The sequence below is a fragment of the Sphingobium limneticum genome, assembly GCF_008710165.1.
Taxonomy (GTDB): domain Bacteria; phylum Pseudomonadota; class Alphaproteobacteria; order Sphingomonadales; family Sphingomonadaceae; genus Sphingobium; species Sphingobium limneticum.
Genome location: NZ_VYQA01000023.1, coordinates 29,996 through 52,208, shown reverse-complemented (window position 1 = coordinate 52,208; position 22,213 = coordinate 29,996). Strand labels below are relative to the sequence as shown.

Below are 22,213 nucleotides of genomic sequence, written 5' to 3'. Positions count from 1 at the left end.
TCCCATTCCGAGCCGTACTCGGCCCGCTGCTCCACCACCATACGAACCGCCCGCTCGCGGACTTCAGGTGAAAATTTGTTGGTTGTCTTGCTCATAACGGATGCTCCTTCTCACAAGTTGGAGCCTCCTGGAAACCCGGGGCGCTTCAAAGCCTCTCTACGTCAGCCTCTATGGCATGACGTCAGTCACGCAGATCGAGGACGAGTTCTACCGCCAACTCCATCCCGTCCTCTCACATCCCGGCATGAAGCTGGCGGGCGCCGTCTCCAAGGGGTTGCTGAAGGCTGCCTTCAAGATTGACCTGAACAGCGACGGCAAGGACGACGGCACCATCAGCCCTTCGTTACCTGAACTTGACCTGCGCACCGGCCTCGACGATCCGCGCGGCCGCCTGCTGGTATTCGACGACCTGGAGCGCTGCCGCATCCCCGTGAGCGAAGTGCTTGGCTTCGTTAATGCCTATGTTGAGCACGAGAAGCTCAAGGCGATCATCGTCGCGAACGAGACGAAGGTGATGGAGGGCGACGAGACCTACCTAGAAATCAAAGAGAAGCTGATCGGGCAGACTCTGGAAGTTCTGCCAGAGACGCAAGCAGCGTTCGCTTCCTTTCTGACTCTGATTAGCGACCAGCGAACCCGCGACTTTCTCGAAGAGCATGCTGACGTCGTTCTCGCCGTACATGCCGAAGGCGGTCGCGGCAATTTGCGTACGCTGAAACACGCCATGTGGGACTTCGAAAAGCTGTCCCGGCACTTCGAGAAACGGCACTGGGATAAGTCGCCCAGCATGACAAAGGCGCTCAGGGGCGTGCTGGCCACCTCAATGGAGAGGCGTGCCGGAAAAATGGTCGAAGCCGACTTGGAGCGCCTCGTCGGCAACACCTTCTCCCGGATCTTCCACAAAGAGGCTAGCGCAAAGACGACTGCGGCTGATGAGATCGATGACCGCTACAAGCAGATAGACTTCGACGACATCGTTATATCGGTCGGCGTCCTCGCGGGCATGCTCTTCCGCGGCGATGTAGATGGCGACGCGATCCGCGCCAGCCTCGATGCGAGCAGCGACTTTCTCCAGCCAGAAGAACAGCCGCTCTGGCATCGCGCGCACCATACCTTCTACGGTGACGACGACGAGGCCGACATCGTAGCCGCCCAGGTGGAACATGCATTCGCCTCCGGATCCGTCAAGGCCCGGGGCCAGCTGATGCACCTTTTCGGTATCCGGCTCTGGTTCTCCACCCTCGGCCTGATCGACCGCAACCGACAGCAGGTTGTCGACGAGGGACTAGCTTACATAGCGAAACTGGAAGACGCGGGCGAGATCGCCGAGATCGATCGGAGCTCATTCGACCGCGACAACTCATTTTTCCAGACCCGCGTGATTGACGAGACGACACCGGAATACCGCACACTGGCCGACGCCTATTCAGAGGCGTCAAACCGCGTGCTCCGTTCCAAATACCTCACAATAGCGCACGAGCTGATACGCCGGCTTCCTTGCGAGCCTGACGAGGTCCTGCTCGACATGGTCGTCAACAACGTTCGCTCGGCCCCCTATTTTGATCAGCCGATTCTCGCCGCCCTACCTCCAGAATATTTCGTCAAATGCGTCCTTGGATGGCCGCCGAAGATTCAGTCGCAAGCACTCAATATCCTGCACGGACGACACGAACTGCGTCATGGCGACATGCTCACCAGTGAGCGCGCATGGGTGACGAGAGTTGACGATCTTCTGACTGCAGCCCTTCCGGCGCAACGCCCCATGAGCCGCGAGCGGTTGCGCGCCGCGATCGCGCGCAAACTGACGCCACTCCGCCCGACGTCAGATACATCAGCTGTGGGGCCATAGGAAGGAGAACAAAAACCCCGCATTGGCCCAAATAAAATGACATACTAGATCGCCAACGGCTCTATGGGCCAATCTAACTCGCTGTCGCTGATCAAAATTCTGGCCGCATCACCACATCACGGAACAGGGCAGTGATCGCGCTCGCCCGCTCTTCACGCATACGTTGAGACTTCTCGACCGTCGGCTCCGCCCGCTGCCACTGGCTTTCGTTCCAGCGCATCGCCTCCACGAGCAGCGCCCGCTCGAGAACCTCTTGCTCAATCCCCTCGCTGATCGAGTTGCTGAAAGGAGCCCCCTCCTCCGTAAATCGCGGCTTGAACTGATATGGCCCCAGCGTATCGCCCAAGTAACGGACCAGCTGCGTACCGTGACGCCATTTCCCACCTGCATGAATGTCAAACGACACTCGGCGGTTGAAGACCCGAAAGCGCTTCTGCAACTGCTTGCTCTGCCGCGTCCCGCCTGGAGGCGCGATAAAGTCGATCGACTCCACGCGATCGAAATGCACCTGCGTGTGCTGCACGAGATGGCGCATGAGGTCGTCATCCATATTGCGGGTAGCGCGCATAAGCCCGTCTTCCGGAATCAGCGGATCGCCCACCCCCAATCCAAGGATCATCCTAGAGCTGGTATCGACAATGAACGTAGCCGTAGCCAATTCCACCCGGCCGCTGATCTGAACCATCACATCGACTGCGGTCTGGTCCACCAGGATCTGAAGACCAGCAGCCCCAGCCGCCGGCTCTGCGACACCTTCCCGGCGGAGTACCTTTATGCGTCGCTGGATCGAGGATGCGGACGGAGGCGCCTCGCCCGCGTCCGCGCAGGATTCAAATATCCAGCGTATGATCGACGCGGGCGAAGCCGCGGGCTCATGCTGCAGTTTCCAGCGCAGCGCACGCTCGGCAACGGGTGCGAAGCCTTTCTGTGCTGGTGCCGCGACAGCCTTCACCCGGAAGCTCGGTGACAGACCTCGTGTTGGGCCCAGATCCTTCAGCTTCTTCAGCAGTCGGTAAAAATTGCGCTGCTCCATATCGAGCGCGCTGCACGCGTCGCCCACGGGCATGGGGTCATCGTCGCGAAGATAGAGGTCCATCGTCCTCAGTCTGGCAATCACCGCCTCCCGCTTAGAATCATCCAGAGACAGGAACAGGGCGTACTCTGATTCGCCAGAAAAGCCTGAAGCGGCATGCCGTTTGACCAACTCCTCGTCAGTTTCGAGGGCCGACCGGTCCGAAGCAACGTCGCGCGTGCCGTTTTTCTTACTGTTCATCCATGACTTATTAGAACAGTAAGGCACTCATCGTCAAGTGAGTTGGTCACGATACTGTGCAGTTGAAACCACATTCCTGTTGCCATCACGGTCATTTTAGCGTTCCTAAATGCACAGTATCGTGACCAACATGGAGACAGTGCGATGACGACTAAACCGCGAAGTGCAGATCGAAACAACCTCGTTTCAATCGTTTATACAGAGTATCTGATCGAGATCATCCGACATTTTGAACGACAGCAGCGCGTTAAGACGTGGAGTCGCTCTCGCTCCAAGTGGCCCAACAGCAACCGTCGCGGCTGGACGTTCTGGAATGACTGACGCATATGAAGAACTGGCTGAGATCGACGTTCGCGCCGCTATCAACCTCATGCTGCGCAACCCGTCATACGAACCCTCCGCTGGCCGGTTGCGCGCCGAAACCTTGCTCAGGAAGCACAACAGCCTGGTCAACACCATGGCTCGCATCGTGGTCGCCAACGACAATGGATCGCTCCGAACAGTCTCTGGCGGAACGCACCATGCGAGCGGCTGGTACCCTTCCGTGAAGGTCGGCCGCACACAGCATTATGAGAGCCTGCATCAGCTTGCACTGATCGAGCGGTGCGAGACGGACCCCAATGTCGTCCACTACCAATCAGAGGCTCGCCGCTTCGAATTCATCCTGCGGAGGAAGGAGCGGTACACCAGTGACGTCGACATATTGGACGCCGATGGTCGCCTGGCGGTCGTCGAAGTCAAAGGCGACGATGCGGACCTCCGAGATCCAGAATATCGGCTGAAACTCGCCGGCGTCGCCGAGATTTGCCGCCGGGTGGGCCATGAGTTCCGTATCACCTTCGGTTCCGAAATTTTCGAGAATAGCCGCCACCGCTTCAACGTACGCCTCGCCAGCTCAATGCGCCGCACGGCCATCTCATCGTCGCAGAAGCGGCTCGTCGAAAGCCTCCGCAGCAAAGGCGATGACATGCGGTTGGGCGAATTCGCTGAGCTGATGGCGCCCGGAAATTTTGTCCAAGGGCGGGCAATCACTTTCGCCATGCTGGTGAGGCGCATCGTGTCGCTCGATCTCACGCAGCCTCTCATCGATGAGATGCCTGTCAGCTTCATCTGATCATAGATCAAATACCCTAGGAAGGATTCAACCATGACCTAGAGTGAAATCATAACTGCCTGACGAACCCGCAGGCACCCATCACAACAGAAGCAATGCCATTCGCAGCGTAGAAATATCTACTGCTGATGGATGTTGCGCGCCCTCAGAATACCCAAATCTCGGGAGAGATACGTGAATTACTTCCCCTATAAGCTCAAACGCAATCAGCTATACAGTATCGAAGGTCAACCCTGTGTTTTTACATCACATGGATATGGCACACGCCTGAACTTCGAACATGCTGCCACAGGCAAGCCCGTCGAATATCTCGATGACGCCGGCGTCGTCCGTCCAATGGACCAGGATCGCTTCCGGACGCTGCTTCAGAACGGTCAATTCTTCCAGATGGCAGAGCGTGGGCAGTCCCCGGCCAAGAACAAGATCGCTGAATCACATCTCACGCCCGCCGAATGTGAGGAACTCGATCCCGAAAGCGCACTTCGGCTGGCAACGTTACGGCTGCTCGACCGGAACGGCGTAATGACCGGCGTGAAGGCAATCTCTGCGGGATTTGCCGAGCACTGGACACCCGAGCTGCACGCCAAATATGGCGAGGCACCCAATCCGCACACCGTGAAACGCTGGATGCGGGAGCGCGGTAAAGTTGGCGATCGCGATGCTCGTGAGGCCACAAGCGCCCAGGGGCACCATTGCTATGATGAAGATGGCATCCGCATGGAAATCCGCCAGCGCCTGGCTTTGACCTACTATGTGTCGAAGAAGAGCGTCACCGATATCAATGTGCTGACCAACGCCGAGATTAGCCGCGTTAACGATGGCACTTCGCTCGAATACGAGATGCCTACGGAGCCGCTCCTCCCGGTGAGCATGAGCACCACATATCGCGATATCAAAAAGCTGGAGTGCGAACAGACGGTTGCGGCCCGCCACGGCAAACAGGCGGCCTACTCTCGGTGGCGTGGCGCAGGGAAAGGCCATGAGGCGGAGCGTCCTCTGGAATTCGGGCTTATGGATCACACACCCATACCCGCTCTCCTCGTCATCGACGTGGAACGCGCCATCATCCTGGGCCGCCCCACTTTCTCCGCACTTGTTGATGGGTTCAGCAGGGTCGTGCTCTCGCACATGCTGTCCTTCAATGCTCCATCATACGCCACCGTGTCGGAGTTGCTTCGCCGGTCTGTTCTGCCCAAGATCGTGCCGCCGATCATCAAGAACAAGCACCCTGAAGCCCAGGACGTCTGCGGCCTATGCAGCACATATCACGTGGATGGCGGTATGGAATTCCGCAGCCACGATATGGAGAGCATGAGCAAGGCGACCGGTGCAACGATCCGCATCAGTGGTCGGAAAAAGCCGCGCGAACGAGCCCTTGTTGAGCGCATCTTCCTCACCATCCACAATTACGTGTCATCGAAGGTGGCCGGCGCCCATCTGCCGATCGCCCTCTCCCGCGAGTATGATTACGACCCCGCCGTGGATGCCGTGCTGACGCTCGACGAACTCGAGGCACTCATCATGTTCGCCATCGCGGTCTATCACACGACCCCGCATGGCGGCCTGAACGAGAAACAGCCTCTGCTCTGTTGGAAACAGGGCACCGCCCAGTACGGGATCGTTCTACCGCGTGACCCTCGCATCTTCGAGAAGGCCCTCCTCCCCAAGATCAATTCGCACCGGCTGACCCACGCTGGCATCGAGTGGAATGGCCTGCGCTTCGGCGATTATAAAGCCGTGCCTGACCTGCTCGCCGATCTTGTCCCTTTGGAAGGCAAGCGTCAGCGCCTGAAGAATGCCACTGCAACGGTGTCGTTCCGCTATGACCCGTACGATCTGCGCAAGATTTGGGTGATCAACCGCAAAACCAATCAGGACGTCGAGCTGTACTGCCAGACGGCCGGCTATACCGACGAGCCGATCAGCCTGTGGATGCACGAGCAGATCCGTGAGAAGGCCAAGGCGGAAGCCGCCGACTTCAACTCACGGGAATGGCGTGACGCCTGCCGCGCCGAGCTTCTCGACGCCATCGACCAGCTGACGCCCGAAGCCAAGGAGCGTGAACGCAAGCTTCTGGCCAAGCTGTACGAAAACAAGCGCATCCGCAGCATCACCGGTGAACTCGCCAGCCTGCAGCGCGAGCGCCCCGAACCGGTCGATATCCCGATCATCTATGCAGACGTGATCGAGCACGAGATGCACGATGCCGACACCCTGTCTCGTCGCCCCGCTCCACAGAAAGCTGCCCCTACCGCATCTAAACGGCGGAGCAACCGGCAGAAGGCGAAAGCTGCCAATGCCCGAGAGGCGACGCCAGAGGACATGCCAGAGCGCGACCGGCGTGCTCCTGCGCCGCCACCCACCCCGGACGCGTCGACCACCGACCCCGAACCACGCCGTGAACGCAAAAAGCGCTCGAACGACAGCAGCTACTTCTAACCCCTACCCGAAAGGCAACACATGACTACCACCACATCAAACCCGCCCATTGTACGGCCGAATGAAGCCGCTGCCCGGTCTCAGCGCGTGGCAGATGCCCGCAGCGCGTTCCGCCAGATCAAGATTGTTCATCCTCGCCAAGAGGCCATCATTGCGGGGCTGGATGAGGTCCGGCGCTCTGGCATCGCCACCCGTGGCGAGCGGCAATATGGCATCACCCTCCTGGCTGAAAGCGGTTCCGGCAAAACGACAGCAGCCGAACATTTCCGGGACGGCATCGAACGCCTGGGCGAACTTCCAGAAGGCAGCCGGCCCGTCCTGATCGTTAAGCTCATGAGCACTGGCACCGCCAGGTCGCTATTCTCTTCCATCCTGCAGGCCCTGGACGACCCCTTTTATGACCGCGGCACCGAACCCAACCTGCACAAGCGCGCCGTGCAAGCCATCAAACGGGATAACGTGCAGTTGCTCGTCATCGATGAAATCCAACATCTGTCGCGCCGGTCATCGGCCGCAAACCATGTCACGGATAGCCTGAAGACGTTCCTTGATTCTGGCCTTGTTCCTATCGCCTTTTTCGGCACCCACGACGCGGACAAGCTGTTCCAGTCCAGCCACGAGTTGAACGGCCGGCTCTTCCCTCCCCTCACGCTTCCTCCCCTTGATTGGTGGGCGGATGACGATCGAGACCTATTCCTGGACTTCGTCGAAGACCTCGATGCCGCCATGGTCGACAAGCAGATCATGAAGGTCGCCAGCGGCCTGGTCGAAGAGGACATCGCTCGCCCCCTTTGCCTCGCAAGCAGCGGAATCATCGGCCGCACCTGCCGCATCGTGGAAACGGCGGCGATAAATGTCGTGCGTGGAGGTCGGCATGCGATTACCCGCAACGATCTCGCCATGGCAGTGAACAGCTGGGCCATTGCCCATAGCTTCATCGACTATAATCCGTTCGTGGAGATCGAAGCTTGAGCCAAGTGAAATACCCGCTCGCGCCAATCGCTGGCGAAAGTCTCATGGGCCTTGTCGCCCGTGTGACTGCCGAGAACGGGTATCCACGGACAGGAACGCTGTTGTCTGAGGCTGGCTGGGTTTACGACAACAAGCCGACGGCGGCCACAACCAACGCCGAACAGCTACCGGCGCTGGCTGACATTCTGGTGGTGCCGTACCCCCAATTACTGCACCATGCCCACGGTCCAGAAGAAGGCAGCGCGATCATACATTGGTTTGGTGGACGCGCGTGGCAGAGCGAACTGAGAACCACCATCCGCCGATATGCACCGGCCAGCCTTGCCCTATCGGCTCATCATCGTGCGATTTGGCAGTTGGCCTCCGTCCCATTCTGCCCGGAAACCTTTCAGGTCTTGCGCAGTGAGTGTCACGAATGCGGCGTTACCCAGCGGTGGCGCTACGCCAACGGCATTGCCACCTGCGACCAAGATGTCTGCAGCGCGGATCTCCGAGAGGGACAAGCCGAGTTCATCCCTCACGAGATGCGCGGCAATTTGGGCATCTATGCTGGCCTCTTCAGCCATGATCCCGATGTACGGGCCGCTTCACGATCACAGCTTCCAGACCCGATTGCGAGTTTGGAGCCGCACGACATTGCCGACTTGGCCTTGAAGCTCTCCCCCTGGCTAAACGACCAACTGCGCGGAAAATGGCTGACCAATCCTGACCTTACAATGGCGGTCGTCAGCGCGCTTCATGACGCTGTAACGCTGCTGCGCCAATGGCCCATCGTTCCAGCCCAGCTACTTCCAACTCCAGGCGAAGGGGACAACTGGTCGAACAAGCTGGGGCACGCCGTCAAGCAAGCCCGGATCGGCCGCTCCTCGCCCCGAGTCAAAGCCCTGTTCGCGATGTTTCTACATGGCCTGCAGCAAGAGCAACCCGATCTCAGTCAAAGCCCTGATCTGTCCGACCTCCCGTCGGCCGACGAGGGGAATGACATAATTGGACTGATCTCCGCCAAATCAGCCGTGCGCGTGCTGCGCGAGACGGATACCATCATCGCAAAGCTGCGAGCCGCCGGCGTCTTCAAGCTAACCGACGTGCGAGTTCATGGCGTAGTTAGACCATTCCATGATCCCGAAGAAATCGAGGAACTGGCGCGCACCAAGCCTGACCGTCTGCCTTTGACCGCTGTGTCGCAGTCAACTCAGTTGCCCCGCTATGCCATAGCGCAGCTGATGCAATCTGGATTGGTCGCTCCCCTGACCCACCCTTATTGGGAGGCGCGATATGGCGTCCGCAATACCACCACGCAGGCCTGGGCGGCATTCGAGGCAAAGATCCAAGCCAAAGCCGATCCCGCTGTCGTTGACGGCGTTCCGCTACAAATCGCAGCTAGGGCTATTGGCGGTCGCGCCAAGCCATGGGCCGACATCTTCACCTGGCTCCTGGGGCCGGATGGTCGATTCGGTTTGCCCCCCAAGGCGACGGACCTGTCCCACCAGATACTAATCCCGGCCGAACTCATCGACACTTTGCGGATGTTGGAAAACCCGTTGTCCGGTGCCCATGTCGAGGATGAGCTATCAGGCGCCGATGCCAGCGAGATACTCAACCTGGCCACCAATCAGTTTCTCAAATTCGTCGCCACCGGCCGCATACGTCGCCACGGTAAAGCATATCTCGCAGCGGATGTTCTTCAGGCTGCAGCAGAGATCATAGGATCGGTCGAGATCGGCTACAGGATGGGATTGCCTCCCCAGTCAGCACAAAAATGGGCGCGGAAGGTCGGTTTGCCGACGATACATGATGCGGGCTACTGCCGCATGAGCTTCGCCAAGATCATGAAACAAGGCGCTTGGTCAGCCTAGACGACGCCCGCGTCGCGTGAGCGCTCCTCGATCCGGGCCAACATAGCACGCTTGCGCGCTGTTCGGCGCGATCCGCTATTGCGCATGGCATCGGTACGCTCTGGGGTATCGATGATACCCAAGGCAGCCTTGCGCTCTCGGATTCCCGCTAAAAGGTCAGAGAGGGTGATAATCATGCCGCTCCATCCCTTCCGTGGATCCCGGTCCATTTTAGAAATGTTCAGCCCGCCTGCGACGTTCCTGCGTCGGTGCCGATAATATCCCATGCAGGGTGCATGTGACAGCTGCGTCCACCGCCCAGGTGCGATGCCTGACCGCCGCAAATCCGAACCCGCGGTCCTGTTGCAAACCAGTGCAAAAGCTCAACGAGGGTCTCGCCGGGAAATCCGACGATTACTATCGTATAGTCGATAGCGATTGAGGAAAGCATGCCCGGGAATATTCCCCCCGACAAGAAAGCCGCGTTCGAACGTCTGGCAAACCATCTGGATGAGGAATATCCCTATCCCGGGTGTCGCGACGATCTCAGGGATGTGGCCAGCGGCAGCTCCGCCATAATTGAACGCGCATACTGGCGCGATCCCGTGCAAGTCATGACCGGCCTCGCATGGATGCTCGTCGGCCTGATGATCGGAGTGCTGCTGTGAGGGCCGATCGCATTGAGCGCGAATGGTTTTGCAAGCGCTGCGGCAATTCCGTCCACAAGCTGCAAGGATCATGGGCCCACATACGCAATCAACATAGCCCAAAGTCGTGCGGTCGAAAGCTGACCGACAACGACGTCTATCGGTTGCCGCTGAGCCGAACGAGGGAACGCACCCGTACACGGAATAAACAACAGGAAGCGCAAGATCGCCTGCTCATCGCTAAGCGGCGCTGGGATGAAGCCCGCTGTGAATGGGAGGCAGCCCAAGACGAACTCTATCTTGCCTCGGAAGCGCTGAAGTCCATCAAGAATAGTCCCCCATTGGACTAGCCTGGTCATCCCATCGGTTCAATCCAACGCCGCCGATAACTGCGGCGCATAAGCCGCTTTCCGGAGGATTCGAAGCAGCCTGTTCCATATCCAATGCAACCTGTGCTGAAGGGGGTCTGGAATTTGCCCAATCGGTCTGAGACAATTACTCCCGGTCTTGCAGGGAAGCATTACAATGGACTTCAGAGTAATTGAGGAATGGCTGTCTGATGCGCCTGAACGGCACGCGATGCCGAAGGAACAACAGAATGCCACGACGGCTGCCATAGGCGCTGCGGCGAAGACAGCCGCGGCTTCCGGCGTTGAAGCGTTCGATTTGGCGCGGCTGGAGATGGCCACCGGCCCTCAGGCGGAAGAGTATCGCCCTTTCCGGACTTTGACGCTTGCTGAGTTGGTCCGCGCCGCCGCTGAAATTCGGACCGTTCAGGACAAGCTTCGCTACCGCGACGATACGATCGCTGTTGATCCAGCCCTTGAACGCGCGGTCCTGACCCTTGGCGATGCCGGGATGCCTCTCAACGAGCACCGGTTTGCGGCGACCGAACGCGCCTTTGTCCGTGCGGAAATCTACGAGGCGGCGAATGGGGCCCTCTCGCCAAATGAAAAAGCCCGGATGATCCTCTACGACGTCGCCACTCAGGAAGAGGCGCGTGGCCTCGAACTGATCGGCCGAGGCGGAGTCCTAAGCGTCAGCCGAGGCATGGCGATCGCCAAGCCCGCTCAGGAGCTCGTATCCAGCATGGGCATCCGAACACTGGAAAAGGACGGCCTGGGTCAAAAGGACATCACGATGGCAGCCGTCGGCCGTTATGAGCGAGTGTCAGAATTCCATCGAGCCGGGATCGATTTAGGGGCTACTTTAGCGCGAGCCGGTGGCCCTGGCGCCGCAGCATTAGATGCGCGGTTGGAACGCCTTGCTTCTCAAGCGCCAGAGCCGGTGCCCAATGGCCTCGATCGGGAATCTGAAATCACCGGGGGCGATGCGGAGGGAACCTACCTATCTGAGGCAGTTACTCGCGGGATCGCTTCGCAGGCGAGCGACATCAAGTTCGAATTAGCCATCAAGCCGAAAGGCCGCACAGATCCAGATGCAAGCGAACAGCACAGCTTTGCTATGCCTCGCGGTCGAGGCCGCGATTAAAGGCGCAATGGCGCGCGACCAGATGATCATTGAGGCCCCGCGCGCCGACGTCGTCATGCTTGGAAACACACTTCGCTAATGTTCGCGTAATGAAATGAGGATTCGAAATGCCCGATGAAACCATGATCTTCGGCGTCAGCGAAGAGGGCCCGAATGGCGATGCACTGGACTTCATCGATCTAACCAAGCTGCATGTCGGAAATAAGGCTCATGACGCCTACCGCGCAGCCGTTCTCGAAGCCGCGCAACAGCGACGGGAGAAGGGATTTGGCTGCGCCTATCTTCCACATGAGGGCATGCTGCTACTCATGCATGAGGTTCCAGGTGAGGCGAAGGTGCCTGACGCCGCCATGCCATTCACGATCCACGGCTTCGCGTCTCTCCTTTCCGACGACTGACAGGAATAGGCACGTCCTCAGCGTAACCTGTCGCCGCACCGGGATGAGGGACCGCCCCCCCTTTCGGCTAGTCCAAGCCCATCCATCAACTTCGTTAGCCGAAGAACAGGCTCTTGCTATGTTCTCTTTTTGTTCGCATATTGCCGGACATGACACAGCCCGATTCTCTCTGGCTCGCGCAGAGCCTTCTGAACGCCCCTGGGTGGGCACGAGTGGCACTGACGGCGCCGAACGAACGGTTGCGGGAGCAAGCCGCTGTAGAACTGGCCCAAACAATTATCGTGGCCATGGAACGTCAGCCGCCTCACTTTGATCGCAGGCAGATGACCCTTCCCCTCTGACGTGGGGGCGAACGTCCCCCTGCGGAACCTCGGCGATTATGCCCACCGAAACGTCAATCTTTTCATCATCTGCAGATGCGGCCACTCAGGAGTAATCGATGCTGACAAACTCAACCGCTGGTTCCTCGCGCATTGCTGGAACACCGCTATGGAAACCGTCGGATCGCACCTGCGCTGCACGCTCTGTCGGGGACAGCCTGAACGATTTGCTCCAACGCCTCGACAACCGGACCGGCCTAACTGGATGAACAGTGAAGCAAGCTGGAAACGGCTGGTTCGGCGCCTGCGCGATTAGTGGCGAAATTCGCAAGTGCCTGGCAGCAGATCAAGCTGCAGGGGATTCTGTTTTGTCGTCCAATGCGTTGTCATGCGCACTATGTAGCGCTGTGTATGACGCGTCTCGCTCACTGGGATTTACCCGTCCTTCAAAACAGGCGATTTCCCGGTGTGTTTCGCCGAACACGTCCTGAAAATCTGCCACAACCTTTATCGTGATCGCGATAAAGGTAGCCTTCTCGAGCAGGGCCGCAACGCCATCCTGAGAACGCAATCCAAGCGGAGATGATGTCCAGGAATCCGCCGAAGGTATGTCCTGCCGCCAGTGAGATCTTTCCAGGTCTGGTTCATCGCCAAGCATCATGCCGCGCTGAGTGTTATCGCCATAAACAGCGACAATATGTGCGTTGTATAGCCAGCGTAACCGGCGCGCAGGCGATGCGCCAGAATTCTGGAAAGTTACCTTGGCAGTCAGATCGCCCAGCTCACTAAGCTTTGCCTCCACCGACTGAACCACGACATATGCGCGGGCCTGCGCCCGCCCATATTCCATAGCTATGCGGTTCGCATCGGTGGCTATCCCGATCGTGCGCTGCCCTTGTTTGAAGGCGCTGATCAATCCCAACAGCGCCGCGCTGCTAGCGCAAAGCGAGCCAACCGCGATCAGCAGACTCCATTGCGCTGTCAATGTCGCCTGCTCAGTAGCAACTGCTGAACGCAGAGCGATACAATCCGCCATCGGTCCTTTCTTTGGCAAATTTCGACAGATCTCCGACATATCGTCAGAAGCCGACGGGATATAATGACCCGCCAGAAAACCAATCCCGATGGCAAGCGTTAGCGCGAATGTCATAACCAGGATTGAAACAATCCATTCGCGTTGAAACGACTTAGTCTGTCTCATTCGGCATAATTTCCCTAGCGATGAGCGTGCGCAATAAGAGAGATATGGACATGCCGTCCGCTGAAATCGATCTCTAAAAGGTGCCGCCGATGGTCGCAGGGCTCCAACGGTTCAATTCCGGGCTTGATCAGAAGATCCGACTTCCTGCTGGATACCGTTGCCGTCGGATTTTCATGACGACAGAAATATGGGCGCGGCCAATCGACCGCGCCCATCACTTCTCACTTCAGCTTATGGTTCGCCGAAACGAAGGTGCCGTCCGGCTTCAACGCAACGTACAACAGCTTGCGAGCTTCCGGTTCAGCGTCGTTGCGGAAGATCACCACATCCTGACGGGCGCCCTGAACGGTACGCGACTTCGTTTCTACGAACTTCGCCTTTGACCAGCTCGCCGGCAATGTGCCCTTGGTGATGAGCTTGATGACATTGTCCTTCGCCACCTGCTGAACAGGACGATCCTGCTCTTCTTCATCATGATTGCCATGCGCCATCACCGGGGACACGGGAGCGAGAACAACGGCAGCTGCGATAATGAATTTACGCATCAGATTTTCCTTCTCTCATTATGAGTTGGGTCAGGGCTTGGCTGCGAAGGCGGAAAAGCCACCGGTCGCAGATGCAGTGATGGTGACAGGCTCGCTGGTCTTGTTCTTCCAGTACCAGCCATGCGTACCGTCGAAGGGGGCTGTGAAAGATCCGCTTTCACCGGCCGACGTGCCCTTCTCGTAGCTGGTGTATTCGCCTTCAGCCGCGTTGAATTCCTCGCCATGCAATTCGTAGCGGATCTTCGCGCCATCGGTTTTCCAAGCGTAGCGCATCGCGCTGCCGGCGGTCATTACTGCCTTAATCTCGCGCCCTTCGTTGGGCTTGAGCGTAATGACGACCTGGACCGGTTCACCCGGGGCAGCCACGGCCGGCTTGGACGCCATTGGCGTAGCCTGTGCGGACGACGCCACTGGCGCGGCATCATGCTCAGCCTGCTTCATCTCGCCCATCGGAGTGAGACCGAGAGCGCCGCCGACGCCTGTCGGATCGACGCCATATTCCGCAGGCAGCACGGTCGTCACCAGGATCACCGCAGCAGCGCCAAAGGCGATGAGTGTAGCCCGATTCAGTTGGCCAAGGGTGGGCAGTTCGCCCGGCATGGGCGAGTGGGGTCGGGTCATGAGGGATCTCCAAGGTACAGGCCGGCGAGTTGATAGCCGGTGAGAACGAAGCCGGCGGTCATCAGCACGACGTTCGCGGTGAAGGCATGTTTGGCGAAGCTGCGCGTGCGCCGCCAATATCCCATGATGATGAGGATGGCCGACAGAGCCAGGATCTGGCCCATCTCGACGCCGACGTTGAAAGCGATGAGATTGGTGATCAGGCCATCAGACGATAGCGCGAAGTCCTGCAGCTTCGTCGCCAGGCCGAAGCCATGAAAGAAGCCAAAGATCAGCACGGCCGCCTTCGTATTCGGCTGGAACCCGAACCAACGCTGAAACGCACCGAGATTGTCGAGCGCCTTGTAAACGACCGACAAGCCGATGATCGCATCGACAAGATAGGCGCTAACATTCGTTCCCAGCAGCACCCCTGCGATCAGGGTCGTGCTGTGACCGATAGCGAACAGCGTGACATAGGATGCCACTTCGCGCATCCGGTAGAGGAAGAAGATGACGCCGAACAGGAACAGCAAATGGTCGTATCCGGTGACCATGTGCTTGGCGCCTAGATAGAGAAACGCCCCTATCTGAGGGCCGGTCGTTTCTTCGATATAGCCTTTGTCGCCTTCCGCGACGCCGTGAGCCAAGGCCACATCGACGACGAAAAACGCCAAGGCTGTAAAGACCGCAGCATAACATGCCCACGGTCGAGCCAGTCTGAGTTTCATATAGATATCCGTATGGTCGCCAGCGCCTCGACGCCGGCAGATCAGCACCAAGTGCGAGACCAACGCCTCGCACTGCCATGCTTCAGGATATCGATGGCGGCTCGAGTAACGGAGCCATGATGAACGGCGCCATGAAAGGCTGGCGATGCGCGCCGCTATGGATAGCCTTCCCAGTCGGGACAGGTTTCAGCCCATGGTCATCTGGCACGCGATCACCGACTAGATGAACGTGACCGCCTCCTGTAGCGCTGCCCGGCTCCTCATGGTTTTCTGAAAAATGTTGATGCTCTGTAGTAGCCTCAACGGATGGTCGGTCGCTTTTGTGGAAATGCTGTGACACGGTCAGCAGCGAGCCGTGTGAGATCATCATAGCGATTACAAGCAGGACAGAGAGGAATGGATAAGTTCGCATTCGTCACTCCTTCCTTCTCTCATTCATCCAAACGGCCATTCAACGGGCGGCAAACCGCACACACGATAGATTATCGCGAATGATTCTCAACAAAATTGCGAGCGTCAGATGACCTATTCTCGTCACGAACCAAGTCGTCGGCTAGTTCTACAGGGCTAAGGCCCAACGGCTTGCCCGAGGTGCAGGTGCGCTCCGGCCGGTCTGTTTCGCTGATGCGCAGGACGCGATTGGTGATCGTAGCTGTGATGCCTTCCCCGACATAGGTCAGCCCTTGAGCCGGAGCAGTCAGGCGGATCGGCTGCGGTTGCGCGGGTCCACTCAGGATCATCACCAGTCCCTCATCGCGGTACGCCGCGTGGAGAAGGGAGCCATCATTGCACTGAAATTCATGATGAGCTTCGCGATCGCTGAGCAGCGCCTGGTCGTCGGCGCTGAGTTGGCCATTGCCATCGCCAGATGAGCAAGCCCCGGCCGCCAGCGCCGCCATCATTACGATAGCCAGCTGGCCTGAGCGGACAGAAAATCGAGAACGTTCGTCAAGGAACATGGCACTTTCCAATCCTCGAGGGTCTGGCGTTGAGCAAATCATAGATGAAGCAGGCGGCAGCTCCGCCGCCGCCTGCCTTTCGATTAAGCAGTTGCCGGTTCGGAATTACCCGACGACTCTTGCGCCTGTTTCTTCTTGAGGCGCCCCATGAATGCCGTGATCGCCGGCAACACGAGCAACGTCAGCGCCGTCGACGTGATGAGGCCACCAATGACCACCGTGGCAAGCGGTCGCTGCACTTCAGCCCCTGTCCCCGTAGCGAGGGCCATCGGCACGAAGCCGAGACTTGCCACGAGCGCAGTCATCAGCACCGGCCGCACGCGCTCCATCGCGCCGCCGATGATCGCCTGATCCTCCTCTGCCCCATCCTCTCGATATTTGCGGATGGCGCTCATCATGACGAGGCCATTCAGAACCGCGACACCGGAGAGAGCAATGAAGCCCACCGCAGCCGTGATGGAGAACGGAATTCCGCGCAGCAGCAGAGCGAAAACACCGCCCGCGAGAGCCATGGGCACCGCACTAAACACGATCGCTGCTGGGATAGCGCCACCCAATGCCATGTAGAGAAGTGCGAAGATCGCGGCGAAGCAGATCGGCACCACGATCAGCAGACGCAGACGCGCCGACTGAAGGCTTTCGAACGTGCCGCCCCAATCGGTGTACATGCCAGCAGGCAGTTGGAGTTCGCCAACCTTCTGCTGCGCCTCTGTGACGAAGCCGCCCAGATCTCGGCCACGCACGTTGATTTGCACGATCACCATACGCTTGCCATTCTCGCGGCTGATCTGGTTCAGCCCTGATGTGAAGCTGAACCGTGCCACCTCGCGGAGCGGGATGGACCTTGCCACCTGACCTTCTGGGGTAGGCAACATCACCGGGATGGACCCCAGCGTTTCCAGATCATCGCGCTGCGCATCGGGTAGACGGACCACGACCGAGAAGCGACGGTCACCTTCGAACAGCAGCCCGGCTTCCCGGCCACCAAGAGCAGCCGCCACGGTATTGGCAACCTCTTCGACCGAAAGGCCGTAACGCGCGACCGCCAGTCGGTCGATCTGCACGTCAAACGTCGGCGCGCCGGATGTCTGCTCGGCACTGACATCGCCGGCACCGGGGATCTTCCGAACCACCGCAGCAATGCGCTGCGCCTGCTGGCTCATCTGATCGAGGTCATCGCCATAGAGCTTGATGGCCACGTCAGCCCGAACGCCCGCGATAAGCTCGTTGAAGCGCATCTGGATCGGCTGCTGGATCTCCGTCCGATTGCCGATCAGCGGCTTCATCCTCGCTTCGATCCGCTTGAGGATATCGTCCTTGCTCTTCACATCGGATGGCCACTCACTCTCGGGCTTGGGGATGACATAGGTGTCCGAGGCATTTGGCGGCATGGGATCGGTGCCCAGGTCCGCGTTACCGTTCTTGGAGAATACGAGAGCCACTTCCGGCAGCGTCTTTAGCGTATTCTCGATCCGCAGCTGCATCTCTGTCGACTGGTCGATCGAGGCCGACGGCACACGGAAGTTCGTGACCGTGATGTCCTTCTCGTCAAGCTGGGGCATGAATTCTTCGCCCAGCAGGCCGAAGCACAGGACGGCTGCCAGGAACATGCCACCGCCGGCCGCAATGAACGGCAAGGGACGCGCCACGGCTTTCTTCAGGAGCGGCTCGTACTTTTCCTTGAACCAACGGATCGGTTTCACTTCCGTCTCGCTCACCTTCCCCTTGATCACGATGGCGATCATCGCAGGGATAAAGGTAATCGAGAGGATGAAGGCCGAGGCCAGAGCAATCATGAGCGTGACCGCCATCGGCGAGAAGGTCTTGCCCTCGACACCCTGGAAGGTCAGTAACGGCACAAACACGAGGAAGATGATGAGCTGCCCGTAGACGGTCGGTCGAACCATCTCGACCGCAGCCTCCGTCGTCTCGCCCAGCCGCTCCGACAACGTCAGCAGACGCCCTTCATGCTCCTGCCGTTCAGCGAGCCGTCGCAGCGCATTCTCAACGATGATAACCGCGCCGTCGACGATCAGACCGAAGTCGAGCGCACCAAGGCTCATGAGGTTGCCGGATTCCCCAATGGCGTTCATGCCGCTGGCCGTCATCAACATGGTCACCGGAATGACCGCCGCCGTGATCAGCGCCGCGCGGATGTTGCCCAGCAGCAGGAAAAGCACCACGATGACGAGAAGCGCGCCTTCGGTCAGGTTCTTCTCGACCGTCGAAATGGTCGCATTCACCAGCTTCGAGCGGTTATAGACCGGCTCGGCAAAGACGTCTGGCGGCAGACCCTTGTTGATCTGCGTGAGCTTCTCCGCCGCGCTCATCGCAACGATCCGGCTATTGTCGCCCACCAGCATCAGGACGGTCGAGATCACAGCCTCGGATCCCATGCGGCTGCCGGAGCCGGTGCGGACCGCGCCACCGATGACCACTTCACCGACATCACGCACGCGCACCGGCACGCCGGCACGGGTCGCAACGACCGCCTCCTCGATTTCCTCAATCGACTTCAGGCGCGCATCGGCGCGAACCAGGAAGCTCTCCCCGGCCCGCTTGATGTAGTTGGAGCCTGCCGACAGGTTCGCCCGCTGCAAAGCATCAGCCAGTTCCGTCACCGACAGGCCATAGGTGGCCAGCGCGTTGAGATTGGGCTGCACCAGATACTGCTTCACGAAGCCGCCGTTGGAATCGACGCCGGCCACGCCTTTGACATTGCGCATTTGCGGACGGATGATCCAGTCCTGCACGGTGCGCAGATAGGCCGCCTTCGCCAGTTCGGTGGTTAGTCGCTCGCCTTCAGGCGTGAGGTAGCTGCCGTCCGACTGCCAGCCAGGCTGGCCATTGACGATCTTGACGTTCTTCCCATCGGGATGACGAAATGCCACCGAGTAGAAGAAGATTTCGCCAAGGCCGGTGCTGAGCGGCGCCAGATTGGGCTGAACGCCGGAAGGCAGACTATCCTTTGCCTGCGCAAGACGTTCGGTGACCTGCTGACGAGCAAAGAAGATGTCCGTGCTGTCCGTGAAGATCGCCGTCACCTGGCTGAACCCGTTACGCGTGAGCGACCGGGTCATGGTGAGACCTGGAATGCCGGCAAGGGCCGTCTCGACCGGATAAGTCACCTGCTTTTCCATGTCGACCGGGCCGAGCGTGGGATTGAAGGTGTTGACCTGCACCTGACGGTTGGTGATGTCCGGCACGGCGTCGATCGGCAGCTTGGTGATCTGCCAGCCGCCAAATCCGACAATGGCGAGTGTCAGGAACAACACCGCCCATCTCATCCTGACGGATAGACTGAGGATGCGCGCAATCATTCTGCCGACTCCTTCTCAAGCTCAGCCTTGAGGAGGAAGGCGTTGGTCGTCGCGATCTGCTGCCCCGCCTTCAGGCCAACCGCAATCGCAACCATGCCGCCACTGCGACTGGCGACCTGAACGGTCTGTGCCTTGAAGCCCTTGGGTGTGCGGACAAAAACCACTGTCCGTTCGCCGACTGTCTGGACTGCATCCTGCGGCACCGTAACACCGCTGGCACCCTGGCCACCGCTGGCGAAGATACGTGCCTGCACAAGCTGTCCCGGAGCGATCGCGCTGCCACCACCGCTCGGGGTGATGACGACTGTGGCTTGCCGGGTCTGCGCGTCGACAACACCGGTCGCCGAGCGCACACGCCCTTCCACCTTCTGGCCGTCGGACGTCGTGAGTTCCACCCGATCGCCAGCCTTTACCCGGCCAGCGTCAGCCACAGGAACCGCGGCCTCGATCTGGATGCTGCGCGGATCTGCAACCCGGAACAGTTCTGTCTCCGCCTGGACGAACGAACCCAGACTTGCTGTTGCCGATGTGATCCGACCAGAGACCGAGCTCACGACAGATACGGACCGACCATCGCCAGCAACCCGTGCTGCACGCGCAGCCGCGTCCACCTGGCGCGCTTCGGCCCGAGCTACCGCCAGATTGGCTTCGGCCGTTTCATAGTCCGCCCGCGCCGATACACCTTGCGCGAGCAGGCTCTTCTCGCGGGCTAATTGCCGCGCAGCGAGTGTCGCGCGCGCCGCCGCGGTCCCCCGATCAGCCGCGATTGCCGAGGCATCACGACTTTCCACCAGCGCGATCGCCTCACCGGCCTGAACCGTATCACCGATACGCTTGAAGATGCGCGTCACCGTGCCTGGCGCTCGCGCGGTTAGAACAGCCTCGGCATCAGGCGTAGCTTCAACCGTGGCGCTCGCCATGACGATCCCCGAGAGACTGGAGCCGGAGACAGCTTCAACCGAGATTGCCGAGGTCTTGATGCCGTCCGCAGTGATTTCCAAGGTATCGGCAGGCTGGGCCTCTGCTTCCGCAGCGCTTTCCTCAGCCACCGGTGCGCTGGGCGCTGTCATGCGTGCAACGCCGAAGCCGGCCAGTGCCGCCAGAATGAGGCCGACCGCAGCGCCGGCATAGAGTGTGTTGTCGGACTTCATTGGACGGGTTCTCCGGTGATGGTGCGGCCCTCAAGCCGTGCAAGGCTGGCGCGGGCATCGAACTGGGCAGCGCGGGCATCGAGCACCACGCCGCGAGCAGCTCCCAGGCCATGGCGGGCAGCTAGCAATTCGATCAGCGGGGACTTCCCCGCTTCATAGGCGATGCGTGCAAGCCGGTAACTTTCTTCGGCCGTGGACAGCGTTCTATCCGCAGCCGCTGCTCTGGCGTCTGCCGCTTCGTTTAGGGCAAGCGAAGCCTGGATTGCAGCCTCGGCCTCCAACCGGGTTGCCGCCTCCCGTGCCTGCGCGCCGCGCAGTTCGGCCTGCGCAGCGTCGATGTTGCCGCGGTTCCTGTCGAAGAGCGGGAATGGCACGCTCACAGCTGCCAGCAGAGCATTCGCGTTATCGACCTCAAGCCGTCTAACGCCGACGGACACCGTCACATCAGGAATGGCCTGCCGCTTGGCGGACGTCACCCGCCGCGCGGCGGCTTCTGCGTCAGCTTTCGCTGCCAGATACGGCGCCGTCTGCGTCGGGTCGATGGGCCCCTGCCCCTTCATCGGCGCCAACCGGTCCAACATGGGTTCGGCAAGCGTCGAATAAGACACCGACTGACCACTGAGCGCAGTCAGGCGGGAATAGGCGCCAACCCGCTCTGCTTTGGCCGTATCGACGACAGCCCTTAGCGAATTCACTTCGGTTTCAGCCTGAAGGCCGCGAAGCCGGGCTTCCTTGCCCGCTTCAACCAGAGCGCGGGCGGCCTTAAGATCCGCTTCTGCTTCTTCCAGTTCATCTTCAGCCAGCCCGATCCTGCGATCGGCGACTTCAGCGCCAGCATAGGCACGCGCCAGTTCATATGCATAGGACAGCCGGCCGTCACGCGTACGCGCCTGAGCAGCGACCACGCCTGCTTCGCCTGCCGCAATGCGAGCGGAGCGCTTTCCGAAAAGCTCAAGCGGCTGGTTTACCTGGAGCGTGTTTTCCGCACGACCGAAGCGGTTGTAAGGGCGTTGCCCCCCCACATTCTCCGTCATGACGCTCACGGTCGGATTGGGATATGCGCGTGCCTGCCGTGCCAATCCTTCGGCTCGATCTACTTCGGCTTCGAGCTCCAATTGACGTGGCGCTTCGCTGGTTTGCCGAAAAAGCTCGGCAAATGGTGGCGCGACTTGCGCGCTTGCAGCCGTGCCACCCGCCATAAGGCAGGTCGCAACGACCGCGCCGGATACCGCAATACGCGGCAGCCGGCCTCGAAAGGCTTGCATTGTGTAATTCCCTCGTAGGTCTGATCAAAAGATGCGCGCAGATGCGCGCCAGGGATCAGACCTCGGGTGGTCTCAAGAGAGAGGCTGGCCCCGTGGAACCCAA

19 protein-coding genes are annotated in these 22,213 nt (G+C 59.6%); 9 read left to right on the top strand and 10 right to left on the bottom strand.

What is annotated here, in order from left to right:
• Positions 1-100: 100 nt before the first annotated feature.
• Positions 101-1,849, top strand: a complete 1,749-nt coding sequence (locus F4U95_RS21440; protein WP_150443133.1) for a P-loop NTPase fold protein — start codon at positions 101-103, stop codon at positions 1,847-1,849.
• A gap of 91 nt (positions 1,850-1,940) precedes the next feature.
• On the opposite strand, the gene F4U95_RS21435 is transcribed toward F4U95_RS21440, so the two are convergent.
• Positions 1,941-3,122: a hypothetical protein gene (locus tag F4U95_RS21435; protein ID WP_150426837.1), complete on the bottom strand. Its 1,182-nt coding sequence runs from the start codon at positions 3,120-3,122 to the stop codon at positions 1,941-1,943.
• Between the two features lie 313 nt (positions 3,123-3,435).
• Here F4U95_RS21435 and F4U95_RS21430 point away from each other — a divergent pair, with 313 nt between their 5' ends.
• From F4U95_RS21430 to F4U95_RS21415, 4 genes are all read left to right on the top strand, one after another.
• Entirely contained in the window at positions 3,436-4,236 is an 801-nt protein-coding gene (locus tag F4U95_RS21430; protein WP_037479997.1) for a hypothetical protein, read from the top strand.
• Positions 4,237-4,410: 174 nt separating this feature from the next.
• Positions 4,411-6,675, top strand: a complete 2,265-nt coding sequence (locus F4U95_RS21425; protein WP_125999560.1) for a Mu transposase C-terminal domain-containing protein — start codon at positions 4,411-4,413, stop codon at positions 6,673-6,675.
• 21 nt (positions 6,676-6,696) lie between these two features.
• On the top strand, positions 6,697-7,647 hold the full coding sequence (locus F4U95_RS21420) for an ATP-binding protein (protein WP_125999561.1): 951 nt from the start codon (positions 6,697-6,699) through the stop codon (positions 7,645-7,647).
• 5 nt (positions 7,648-7,652) lie between these two features.
• Positions 7,653-9,503, top strand: coding sequence for a TniQ family protein (locus F4U95_RS21415; RefSeq protein ID WP_228220568.1), 1,851 nt, complete (start codon positions 7,653-7,655; stop codon positions 9,501-9,503).
• Here the strand turns inward: F4U95_RS21415 and F4U95_RS21410 are convergent.
• Positions 9,500-9,679 carry a hypothetical protein gene (locus F4U95_RS21410; RefSeq protein WP_009821120.1) on the bottom strand — a complete coding sequence of 60 codons (180 nt, stop codon included), beginning with the start codon at positions 9,677-9,679 and terminating at the stop codon, positions 9,500-9,502. The two genes, F4U95_RS21415 and F4U95_RS21410, sit on opposite strands and share 4 nt — an antisense overlap.
• Positions 9,680-9,931: 252 nt before the next feature.
• Here F4U95_RS21410 and F4U95_RS21405 point away from each other — a divergent pair, with 252 nt between their 5' ends.
• From F4U95_RS21405 to F4U95_RS24980, 4 genes are all read left to right on the top strand, one after another.
• A complete protein-coding gene (locus F4U95_RS21405; RefSeq protein ID WP_004210831.1) occupies positions 9,932-10,150 on the top strand; it encodes a hypothetical protein in 219 nt (72 codons plus the stop codon).
• A 504-nt stretch (positions 10,151-10,654) separates the two neighbouring features.
• Positions 10,655-11,620 (top strand): hypothetical protein, encoded by a 966-nt coding sequence (locus tag F4U95_RS21400; RefSeq protein WP_009821118.1) that lies wholly within the window; start codon positions 10,655-10,657, stop codon positions 11,618-11,620.
• A 107-nt stretch (positions 11,621-11,727) separates the two neighbouring features.
• Positions 11,728-12,018, top strand: a complete 291-nt coding sequence (locus F4U95_RS21395; RefSeq protein ID WP_150426836.1) for a hypothetical protein — start codon at positions 11,728-11,730, stop codon at positions 12,016-12,018.
• Positions 12,019-12,167: 149 nt separating this feature from the next.
• On the top strand, positions 12,168-12,359 hold the full coding sequence (locus F4U95_RS24980) for a DUF6771 family protein (RefSeq protein WP_009821115.1): 192 nt from the start codon (positions 12,168-12,170) through the stop codon (positions 12,357-12,359).
• A 325-nt stretch (positions 12,360-12,684) separates the two neighbouring features.
• Here F4U95_RS24980 and F4U95_RS21385 read toward each other — a convergent pair whose 3' ends face one another.
• The 8 genes from F4U95_RS21385 to F4U95_RS21350 form a co-directional block, all read right to left on the bottom strand.
• A complete protein-coding gene (locus F4U95_RS21385; RefSeq protein ID WP_009821114.1) occupies positions 12,685-13,539 on the bottom strand; it encodes a hypothetical protein in 855 nt (284 codons plus the stop codon).
• 221 nt (positions 13,540-13,760) lie between these two features.
• Positions 13,761-14,084: a DUF6488 family protein gene (locus tag F4U95_RS21380; RefSeq protein ID WP_228223159.1), complete on the bottom strand. Its 324-nt coding sequence runs from the start codon at positions 14,082-14,084 to the stop codon at positions 13,761-13,763.
• A 30-nt stretch (positions 14,085-14,114) separates the two neighbouring features.
• Positions 14,115-14,705 (bottom strand): hypothetical protein, encoded by a 591-nt coding sequence (locus F4U95_RS21375; RefSeq protein WP_037542107.1) that lies wholly within the window; start codon positions 14,703-14,705, stop codon positions 14,115-14,117.
• Complete coding sequence (locus F4U95_RS21370) at positions 14,702-15,415, bottom strand: HupE/UreJ family protein (protein WP_050763009.1); 714 nt, start codon at positions 15,413-15,415, stop codon at positions 14,702-14,704. Before F4U95_RS21370 ends, F4U95_RS21375 begins: the two co-directional genes overlap by 4 nt.
• Positions 15,416-15,897: 482 nt before the next feature.
• On the bottom strand, positions 15,898-16,374 hold the full coding sequence (locus F4U95_RS21365; protein WP_037542106.1) for a hypothetical protein: 477 nt from the start codon (positions 16,372-16,374) through the stop codon (positions 15,898-15,900).
• Positions 16,375-16,457: 83 nt separating this feature from the next.
• Positions 16,458-19,694: an efflux RND transporter permease subunit gene (locus tag F4U95_RS21360; protein WP_009821109.1), complete on the bottom strand. Its 3,237-nt coding sequence runs from the start codon at positions 19,692-19,694 to the stop codon at positions 16,458-16,460.
• Positions 19,691-20,845 (bottom strand): efflux RND transporter periplasmic adaptor subunit, encoded by a 1,155-nt coding sequence (locus F4U95_RS21355; RefSeq protein WP_150426835.1) that lies wholly within the window; start codon positions 20,843-20,845, stop codon positions 19,691-19,693. The genes F4U95_RS21360 and F4U95_RS21355 overlap by 4 nt, the downstream gene beginning before the upstream one ends.
• Positions 20,842-22,110, bottom strand: a complete 1,269-nt coding sequence (locus tag F4U95_RS21350; RefSeq protein ID WP_009821107.1) for a TolC family protein — start codon at positions 22,108-22,110, stop codon at positions 20,842-20,844. Before F4U95_RS21350 ends, F4U95_RS21355 begins: the two co-directional genes overlap by 4 nt.
• Between the last annotated feature and the right edge of the window lie 103 nt (positions 22,111-22,213).

What these genes read in the sequence shown, in the direction of transcription:
- F4U95_RS21410 (WP_009821120.1), bottom strand. Translation starts at nt 9,679, where the DNA reads ATGATTATCACCCTCTCTGACCTTTTAGCGGGAATCCGAGAGCGCAAG.
- F4U95_RS21400 (WP_009821118.1), top strand. Translation starts at nt 10,655, where the DNA reads ATGGACTTCAGAGTAATTGAGGAATGGCTGTCTGATGCGCCTGAACGG.
- F4U95_RS21360 (WP_009821109.1), bottom strand. Translation starts at nt 19,694, where the DNA reads ATGATTGCGCGCATCCTCAGTCTATCCGTCAGGATGAGATGGGCGGTG.
- F4U95_RS21380 (WP_228223159.1), bottom strand. Translation starts at nt 14,084, where the DNA reads ATGCGTAAATTCATTATCGCAGCTGCCGTTGTTCTCGCTCCCGTGTCC.
- F4U95_RS21405 (WP_004210831.1), top strand. Translation starts at nt 9,932, where the DNA reads ATGCCCGGGAATATTCCCCCCGACAAGAAAGCCGCGTTCGAACGTCTG.
- F4U95_RS21355 (WP_150426835.1), bottom strand. Translation starts at nt 20,845, where the DNA reads ATGAAGTCCGACAACACACTCTATGCCGGCGCTGCGGTCGGCCTCATT.
- F4U95_RS21395 (WP_150426836.1), top strand. Translation starts at nt 11,728, where the DNA reads ATGCCCGATGAAACCATGATCTTCGGCGTCAGCGAAGAGGGCCCGAAT.
- F4U95_RS24980 (WP_009821115.1), top strand. Translation starts at nt 12,168, where the DNA reads ATGACACAGCCCGATTCTCTCTGGCTCGCGCAGAGCCTTCTGAACGCC.
- F4U95_RS21375 (WP_037542107.1), bottom strand. Translation starts at nt 14,705, where the DNA reads ATGACCCGACCCCACTCGCCCATGCCGGGCGAACTGCCCACCCTTGGC.
- F4U95_RS21370 (WP_050763009.1), bottom strand. Translation starts at nt 15,415, where the DNA reads ATGAAACTCAGACTGGCTCGACCGTGGGCATGTTATGCTGCGGTCTTT.
- F4U95_RS21385 (WP_009821114.1), bottom strand. Translation starts at nt 13,539, where the DNA reads ATGAGACAGACTAAGTCGTTTCAACGCGAATGGATTGTTTCAATCCTG.
- F4U95_RS21420 (WP_125999561.1), top strand. Translation starts at nt 6,697, where the DNA reads ATGACTACCACCACATCAAACCCGCCCATTGTACGGCCGAATGAAGCC.
- F4U95_RS21365 (WP_037542106.1), bottom strand. Translation starts at nt 16,374, where the DNA reads ATGTTCCTTGACGAACGTTCTCGATTTTCTGTCCGCTCAGGCCAGCTG.
- F4U95_RS21350 (WP_009821107.1), bottom strand. Translation starts at nt 22,110, where the DNA reads ATGCAAGCCTTTCGAGGCCGGCTGCCGCGTATTGCGGTATCCGGCGCG.
- F4U95_RS21440 (WP_150443133.1), top strand. Translation starts at nt 101, where the DNA reads ATGCTCCTTCTCACAAGTTGGAGCCTCCTGGAAACCCGGGGCGCTTCA.
- F4U95_RS21435 (WP_150426837.1), bottom strand. Translation starts at nt 3,122, where the DNA reads ATGAACAGTAAGAAAAACGGCACGCGCGACGTTGCTTCGGACCGGTCG.
- F4U95_RS21430 (WP_037479997.1), top strand. Translation starts at nt 3,436, where the DNA reads ATGACTGACGCATATGAAGAACTGGCTGAGATCGACGTTCGCGCCGCT.